The organism is Microcystis sp. M090S1, assembly GCF_020246295.1.
GTDB classification, from domain to species: domain Bacteria; phylum Cyanobacteriota; class Cyanobacteriia; order Cyanobacteriales; family Microcystaceae; genus Microcystis; species Microcystis aeruginosa.
Genome location: NZ_JADBTF010000218.1, coordinates 1 through 8,464, shown reverse-complemented (window position 1 = coordinate 8,464; position 8,464 = coordinate 1). Strand labels below are relative to the sequence as shown.

Below are 8,464 nucleotides of genomic sequence, written 5' to 3'. Positions count from 1 at the left end.
CCTATCGGTGAAACCGTAGATTTTCTAACCGAATGCTTCGCCCGTACTTTTTGCCGCAAACCCTAAGTAGCCTATACTCAACGGATTTAGTATATAGCGTTTCCTGTTCGCAAGAGGTACATTATCGATGTTGAAAAGCTTAATCAGCAAAGGTTTAACTGTCCCACACAGCTATTTAAACCGCTATAAGCGGTTTAAATAGGGTTGGCTGAAAAAGTTTGCTCCCCCTAAATTCCCCTTAAAAAGGGGGAATTAAAGCTGAAAAAAGGGGCTTTGCGCCCCCAAAAATCTTTAGTCAACCGATTAAAAATCTACACCAGACTATAGACAATTACTAAACCCAAAACTGCGGCAAAGACAATTAAAGCGTAGAATTGGGCGCGACCATTTTCGAGGTATTTCAGACCTTCACCACTGACAAGAGTAGCTAAACCAGTTAAATTCACTGCCCCATCGATAACGCGATAATCCACTTCCATAATTTGCCGTGCGAGACGACGACAACCCTGGACAAAAACTCGATCATACAGATTATCAATGTACCATTTGTTCAGGGAAAAACGATACAAAACGGGGAATTTTTCCGCAATAGTTGCGGGGTCAATTTTCTTCTGGAGATACATCAAAGAAGCGACAGTAATCCCGATTAAAGCAATCCCCACCGAATTACCCGCCATAATCAGAAACTCTGTCCAATCAAAAGCATGAACTTCTTCCACCACTTCGTTAGGAACATGAATAAAACCCTCGAAGAAATTCTGCCAAGGTTTACCCACCAAACCGATTAACAAAGAGGGAACCGCTAAAATCATGAGAGGTAAAGTCATCGTAATTGGCGATTCGTGGGGTTCATGGGCATGATGGCCGTGGTTGTCTTCTTCCTGTGCTTCCGAGTCCAATTGCTTAACATTCATTGCCCCCGGTCCAAAAGCCGGAATCGCGCCCGCGTTGGCTAACAGTCGGCGTTTAATCTCCTTATTAGTACCTCTAAACTCCCCTTCAAAGGTGTTAAAGTACATCCGGAACATATAAAAAGCTGTTAAACCCGCAGTCCCCCAACCGATTAACCATAAAGCTGGGTTCGCCTCAAAAGCTAAACCGAGAATTTCATCCTTCGACCAGAAACCAGCGAAAGGAGGAATCCCACAGATGGCCAGAGTTCCCACCAGGAAAGTTAGGGCAGTAATGGGCATATACTTGCGTAAACCGCCCATCATCCGCATATCTTGCGCTAAAACCGGCTCATGACCGACCACATCCTCCATACCGTGGATGACCGAACCGGAACCGAGGAACAACATCGCTTTAAAATAAGCGTGGGTCATCAGGTGGAATAACCCCGCACTATAAGCACCGATACCCATAGCCATAACCATGTAACCCAATTGGGAGATGGTGGAATAGGCTAAACCCTTTTTGATATCATTCTGGGTGAGGGCGATACTTGCCCCTAGAAAGGCGGTAAAAGCCCCCGTCCAAGCAATTACCGTCATCGCCGTGGGAATTGGCTCAAAAACGGGATACATCCGAGCAATCAGGAAAACTCCAGCGGCCACCATGGTGGCGGCGTGAATCAGGGCCGAAATCGGGGTCGGACCTTCCATGGCATCCGGTAGCCAGACATGAAGGGGAAACTGGGCTGATTTGGCCACGGGTCCAAGGAAGACTAAAACGGCGAATAATGCCGCTAAACTGCCGGCAATGGCTCCAGAAGAAACTAATTCCTCTAGACGTTCACCCATGATATCAAACTCGAAGCTACCGGTGGCCCAGAAAAGCCCCAGCATTCCTAGTAATAAGCCAAAATCGCCGACGCGGTTGGTAACAAAGGCTTTTTGACAGGCCTCGGCGGCCGCCGGACGAGTGAACCAGAAACCTACCAGCAGATAGGAACACATCCCCACCAATTCCCAGAAAACGTAGATCTGGACGAGGTTGGGACTGATGACCAAACCGAGCATAGAACTGCTAAAAATGCTCAGATAGGCGTAAAAACGCACATAACCGGGGTCGTGGGCCATGTAACCATCGGTATAAATCATCACCAAAAAGGCCACGGTGGTGACGATAACCGACATTAAAGCGCTGAGGTGATCGATCGTATAACCCATTTTCAGGTGAAAGTTACCCGCCGATGCCCAATCGATCATTTGGTTGTAGGGAGCGTGTCCATTGATTTGACTCCACAGCAGCGCAAAAGAAAGCACCATCGATGCGCCGAGGGTAGAAATGATCAATACAGCATTTACCTGTCGCAGACGATTGGTGGCTTCATTAAAGGAAATTAAGCCCGCGCCGACTAGGGTAGCGCCTACCAAAGGCAGGACGGGAACTAGCCACGCGTACTGATAAAGCGGTTCCATTCAGTAATACCTAGTTTACAATTTCACACTATTTGGTTTATCCTCATCTATTGTGACATAGGTTAATTCTTAAGAAAGTGTTTATACCTAGTTTTGGTGAATAAGGCGGCGAAAGGTCAAAGGATCTTATCAATTTGGCAGTTTAGCGAGCGGGACGGTAATTTTTAGGGAGAAGCAGGAAAATTATCGAATAACCACGAAAGCAAGGAAACAATCAAACCAGCAGAAAAGGAAATTATCGCCACGATCGCCTCGCTACCAAGATAACGGGATAAAAAACTGCCTTGAATCTGGGCGATCGGTAGTCGCGGATTTAACCCCACTTGGAGGCTGTTAGTATTGCCGGAAACGCTCACTTCTAAACCTTGTGATGCTTCGGTAAATTGAATTTTTGGGGAAAGAAAAAGAAAATAGATAAGCCTATTGCGATGACACCCATCAGACTATCAGGTTCGGGAATGGTTGCTGCTGTAGTAACAGAAACCGGAGCCTGATTAGGAGAAAAAAGCGCAAAGGTACGGGTTGCATCAATAGCGATTCCATATATATCGCGATCAATATTGTAACTTATCCTGCAAGCGCACATTCCTCCGTTTTGATACATCTGCTCCAAGTGTTCCTGCCATTTACGACCTGCATAATACGATCCATAATTTCCCAGGACAGCGCCAAACAAATCAGAAGGATAAGTAAAATTGCCTTGGCTATCAATGACACTCAAACCCAAGAAGGCAGATTGTTGGGGAATAACATAATTCCCTGTGTTTTGCGTCTCACCTAAAGCAATTAAAGCGGGATAAGTCGTTGTTAGGACATTATCAATGGCATTCCGTGCCGCTTCTGCACCCTGAGCATTTAGCCAAAAGGTGGGTTGCAGATTTAAATTGGAAGGATTGCCGAATAAATTGCTAAAAGTATCCTGAACAAAATTAACATTGTAGGAAGAATTATTGACGACTAGATCTTTAATGCCGGTGATATTTCCCTGGGCGTTAAACTGAACAGTAGCCGCTTTAGCTGAGGAGAGCGTAAAGCTGAAAACTGAAGCTAAAATCGTTAAACCGAGGATTTTAGTCTGTTTAAACATGATTCTTTCTGTACTCAGGATAGTTAAAGTAACCCGTCTGTTATAGCACAAAATATTCCCAGAACATTTGGCTATTAGACTTCTGGCAAAAGTAAGCTCTTGAGCTGCTATCAGATCAGAATATCTAAAATACTAGATAAATTTGACATAATCAGAGGTTATACAGATATTTTAGTCGTCTGTTGTCTTTTTTCTCCTCCTAGTCTCCTGTCTCCCGAAAACGAAAACTTTGTACCTCACTATTGAGCAGCTTATCCATCTGCCAACCTAACTGAGTTGGCTGCTGATAAACCTTTTTTAAAGTGTTAATATCCCGGCTAGAAATCGGTGGAATATCTCTAGTTTGAGCGAAATACATCACATCCGTCTCTAGGGGACTATGACCCCAAATTCCCAAAGCGTGACCTAATTCGTGCCGCGCTGCGGCTAAGGCCGACCGATCGGCTAAATTAGGACTAATCTGGATACTCATCCGATGAGTTAAGCGATTTTCCTTGACAAAAATCTCGTATTGTGTTATGGCAGAACGCACCCGGGGCAGTTCTAACTTACCCGTTTCGGCATTAAAACGAACTCCCGACGGCGGTAACTCTCGTTTAATGAGGATATCGGCCAATTCTGCCCGATTTACCAACTCCATCGGCAAATACTGCCCCCATTCAGCGATCGCCTGTTGTACTAAACTCAACCAAGAACTGCGATCGCTTTGAACATAAATCTTCACGGGAAATTGCGACCAAATCAACGCCCCCACGGGACTGATTTCCACAGCATCAAAATAATCCCCGGACTGGTTTTGCTCTTGCCATTGGGCTAAATTAGCGGGTAAAGGATGGGTTTTTAACTCTGGTAGCGATCGACTGTCGGCGATCAAAGAATAGGAAAACAGCAAAAGACTCGCCAAGGCTGCGAGTCCTAGAAAAGAGAACCGACCTCTTAGCATTTAGCGATTTAACCAGCCAGCGCTCAGTACAATAGTTAGGGTGATAAATACAGTCCCCAACGCCCAAGTCACCTGATTTAAGGTTTTTTCGGCCGTTTTTGCGCTGGTAAAAATCTGTGATTGGCCGCCAATACCGCCAATACCATCCCCTTTGGGACTGTGTAATAACACCAAAATCGCCAGAAAGGCCGCCGCCAGCGCCCAAATAATCTGTACTACCAGCACCACTGTCATGATCATTACTCTCTATTTTCCATTACAAAGTATAGCAGTTATCATCAGTTATCAGTTATCAGTTATCAGTTATCAGATGTAAGTTTTAAATTTTTATGGCTCTCTCGGAAATTGGCTGAAAAATGTTCATTATCTTACATTCAAAGATGCCCTACGCCCTTTCTTCGATAAGATTTGCTGATCAGCATAACTACAAGAGAGCGGTTTTTATTGGTCATTTTTCTGCTAATTAGGGCTTGCTGAATAATGGTGAAATATAGACGAGGTAAGGGTTGTAGGGTCTTGTTTCGCGAAACAGGTGCAAGATTTTGAGAGAATCTTGCTTCCAAACCTTGCGTCTTCATCGGCCCGCGTCCTGTAGGGGCGAAGCATTCGGGCAATAACCTATCGGTGAAACCGGAGATTTTCTATCCGAATGCTTCGCCCGTACTTTTTGCCGCAAACCCTAATTAGCCAATTTTTTAATTATTTCCACTGATTACTGATTACTGATTACTGTTAAAGCGAGATGCGGACGGGAGTGCGACTGGCTTTAATTTCCACTTCGGCCGGTTTAATCAGCGATCGCCCAGTCATTTCTATCGGGACGGGAATTTGGAGAATTTCCAGGATAGTGGGGGCAATATCAGCTAAACGACCATCATCCCGCAGCTGCACATCGCCACCGTGGCCGGGTATTTTTCTCCCTTCCCCTTCAATTAAAATTAAAGGAACGGGATTAGTCGTGTGGGCCGTCCAAGGATTACCCGACTCATCCACCATCGTTTCAGCGTTACCGTGGTCGGCAGTGATTAACACTGTTCCCCCCAATTTATTGACGCTACTTAACAACTTAGCCAAGCATAGATCCACCGTTTCCACTGCTTTCATGGCCGCGTCTAAAATGCCCGTATGACCCACCATATCGGGGTTAGCGTAATTGACTACCACGAGACTATAGATACCCTGTTCGATCGCCGCAGAGACCGCTGCTGTCACCGCGGCTGCCGACATGGCCGGAGCTTGGTCATAGGTGGCGACTTTTGGACTAGGAATTAATTCGCGCACTTCTCCCTCAAAGGGTTTTTCTAATCCCCCATTAAAAAAGTAGGTGACGTGGGGATATTTTTCGGTTTCCGCACAACGAAACTGTTTTAATCCCTGTTGAGCGATCACCTGTCCTAAAATATTATTTAAATTCTGGGGAGCAAAGGCCACATCTACCGGTAATTTCGGATCGTATTGGGTGAAAGTAACAAAACTAAGCGGAGAAATTAAATCTCGATCGAAATCTTCAAAATCGGGCATAGTCAGGGCATAACATAACTGTCTAGCTCGATCGGGACGGAAATTATAGAATATCACCCCATCGCCCGCTTCGATCGCCCCCGGTGCAATTCTGGTGGGGGGAATAAATTCATCGGTAATATTTTGATCATAAAATGCCTGTAATACTTCAGTAATCGATCGCCCGTCGATACCTTGATCACTGGTCATCACGTTATAGGCTTTTTCCACCCGATCCCAACGGTGATCCCGATCCATGGCATAATAACGCCCACTGAGAGTCACCATGCGACCGAGACTGATTTTATTAATATGTTCTTGAATCCGTTTAATAGCGAGCATCCCGTCGGTGACATTGGTATCGCGACCATCGGTGATGACATGAATGCAGACATCACTAATCCCTTGCACTTTCGCTAAGTCTAATAATCCCAGTAAGTGATCGAGATGGGAATGGACTCCTCCCTCAGAACATAAACCAATTAGGTGTAATTTGCTTTTTTTGGGGCGAATCTCCCCGCAGAGTTTTAATAAAGCCTGATTTTGTTGAATCGAACCATCTTCGATCGCATCGGAAATTCGTACTAATTCTTGTGGTACAACTCGCCCCGCTCCGATATTCAGGTGGCCAACTTCCGAGTTGCCCATCTGTCCTTCTGGTAGTCCCACATCCTTAGCGGAGGTGCGGATTAAGGTGTGGGGATACACTTCCCAGAGACTATCCATAATCGGGGTTTTCGCCATTGCGATCGCATTATCCGACCTTTGCGGGCGATAACCCCAACCATCAAGGATAACCAGCACGACTGGGGATATAGGTGCGTGGGTCATGATATACAGTCCTAAATCAAGAGTGGATTTCCATGCACTAAGATAATATCATCGAAACTTCCATTGATCACCTGTGTCGAGGCGATCGACCCCCTAATGTCAGCAAATGATGGGGTAGTGGGGTGTTAGGTGTTAGGTGTTAGGTGTTGGGGTAGTGGGGGGGTGGGGAATTTAGCTGAAATCTCCCCATCTCCCCAAATCCCCATCTCCCCAAATCCCCATCTCCCCAAATCCCCTAACTGATCACCGATCACTGAATAATTATGTCTCAAAAAAACGAAACAACTGCTTTAATAATCGCTCTTTTATCCACTGCGGGCATTTTAGGTGGGGGCTACTTCTGGCTACAAAGTCAATGTGCCGCGGGTCAAGAATTCTTTCTCTGTGGCAGCAGTAAAAGTCCGCAAAAATCCCCAACATCGGGAAGCACCTCCTCTCCCTTACCCCCTCCCCCTTCACCCCAGGGAGTGGTCAGTTTTGCCCCACCGACTTCTATCCCCAGTGGCACGACAATTCGCATTAACGGCGCTACCAGTATGGTACAGATTAATCAAGCCTTAAAAGCCGCTTTAACGGCCAAATTTCAGGGGGTAGAGGTCTTGACAAATGCTCAAGGATCTGATAAGGGATTAGAGGAAGTGGCCCGGGGGGCGATCGATATTGCGGCGGTGTCACGGCCTTTAACCGAGTCAGAACGCTCTCAGGGATTGGCTTCTAGTCCGATCGTTCGAGATGCGATCGCTATTGTGGTGGGAGTAAAAAACCCCTTTGCGGGGGGGTTAACCACTGCCCAAGTTAAAGATATTTTTACCGGAAAAATCACCTCTTGGTCCGAGGTGGGCGGTTCTGCAGCTACTATTCAAGTGATTAATCGTCCTCCTATTAGTGGCACTTATCAAAGTTTTCGTGAGGAAGTCCTGCAAGGGGGAGAATTTGGTAGGGGAACTAATTTTCAAATGATGGAGAGGGATGCCACCACCCCAATTTTGCGAGTTTTGGGACTGAATGGCATTAGTTACGCAACCTATAGCCAAATCGCCGACCAAAAAACCGTCAGGGCGCTCGCTGTGGACGGAATTTCAGCCAGTGAACCTAATTATCCCTGGCAGCGTACCCTTTACTACGTTTACAAAGAACCTGCTAGTGAAGCGGTCAAAGCTTTTATGGGTTTTGTGTCCTCTAGTGGTGGTCAAGAAGCGATTTTTCGGGCCAATGAAGATCTACAAAAGTAGTCGAGGAAAACTAACTCAGAAGACAAAATAGGATAGACTTTTCTCTAGTCCGATTTAGTTTGGGGGCCATGAAGGATTTATTGGCGATTTTTAGCAAGGAATTAAGCTTTTGGTTAGCGGTACTATCAAGCCATAATTAGCCAATGAACAAAAAACAGATTTTGCCGATCCCATCCGTCGTAACATCGTTTGGGATGATGTCCTTAACTTAATTCAGTCATTAGGAGGTAACATTACTCAAGGCGATGGCTCAAGAGTACGATTTGACCTTAACAAAATTTCCCTCAATATTCATTCCCCTCACCCCCCAAAAAGAACTAAAAAGATACCAAATTAAAGCTCTTCGTGAATTTTTAATTAAAGCAGGAGTAAATTAATGCAATACAAAGGCTATGAAGCTGTGATTGAATCCGACGATAGCGATCGCTTATTTTTTTGTCGTGTCATCAACATAGAAGATATTATCGTTTTTGATGGTCTTTCCGTTGATGAACTAGAACAAGCTTTT

6 protein-coding genes and 2 pseudogenes are annotated in these 8,464 nt (G+C 45.5%); 2 read left to right on the top strand and 6 right to left on the bottom strand.

Features of this window, described 5'->3' with window-relative positions; genetic code table 11:
* Positions 1-311: 311 nt before the first annotated feature.
* The 6 genes and pseudogenes from IM477_RS09820 to gpmI form a co-directional block, all read right to left on the bottom strand.
* Positions 312-2,363, bottom strand: coding sequence for an NAD(P)H-quinone oxidoreductase subunit 5 (locus IM477_RS09820; RefSeq protein WP_287731560.1), 2,052 nt, complete (start codon positions 2,361-2,363; stop codon positions 312-314).
* A 164-nt stretch (positions 2,364-2,527) separates the two neighbouring features.
* Positions 2,528-2,752, bottom strand: a pseudogene (locus IM477_RS09815) (hypothetical protein); the annotation flags it as partial.
* On the bottom strand, positions 2,722-3,450 hold the full coding sequence (locus tag IM477_RS09810) for a hypothetical protein (protein WP_287731559.1): 729 nt from the start codon (positions 3,448-3,450) through the stop codon (positions 2,722-2,724). The gene IM477_RS09810 and the pseudogene IM477_RS09815, both read right to left, overlap by 31 nt.
* A gap of 199 nt (positions 3,451-3,649) precedes the next feature.
* A complete protein-coding gene (locus tag IM477_RS09805) occupies positions 3,650-4,393 on the bottom strand; it encodes a peptidase (RefSeq protein WP_287731558.1) in 744 nt (247 codons plus the stop codon).
* A complete protein-coding gene (gene secG, locus IM477_RS09800; RefSeq protein ID WP_002736485.1) occupies positions 4,394-4,627 on the bottom strand; it encodes a preprotein translocase subunit SecG in 234 nt (77 codons plus the stop codon).
* Positions 4,628-5,125: 498 nt separating this feature from the next.
* Positions 5,126-6,724, bottom strand: a complete 1,599-nt coding sequence (gene gpmI / locus IM477_RS09795) for a 2,3-bisphosphoglycerate-independent phosphoglycerate mutase (RefSeq protein WP_287731557.1) — start codon at positions 6,722-6,724, stop codon at positions 5,126-5,128.
* Positions 6,725-6,987: 263 nt separating this feature from the next.
* Between gpmI and IM477_RS09790 the strand changes: the two genes are divergently transcribed.
* Both IM477_RS09790 and IM477_RS09785 read left to right on the top strand, forming a co-directional pair.
* Positions 6,988-7,956 (top strand): phosphate ABC transporter substrate-binding protein, encoded by a 969-nt coding sequence (locus tag IM477_RS09790; protein ID WP_287731556.1) that lies wholly within the window; start codon positions 6,988-6,990, stop codon positions 7,954-7,956.
* Between the two features lie 376 nt (positions 7,957-8,332).
* Positions 8,333-8,464, top strand: a pseudogene (locus IM477_RS09785) (type II toxin-antitoxin system HicB family antitoxin); the annotation flags it as partial.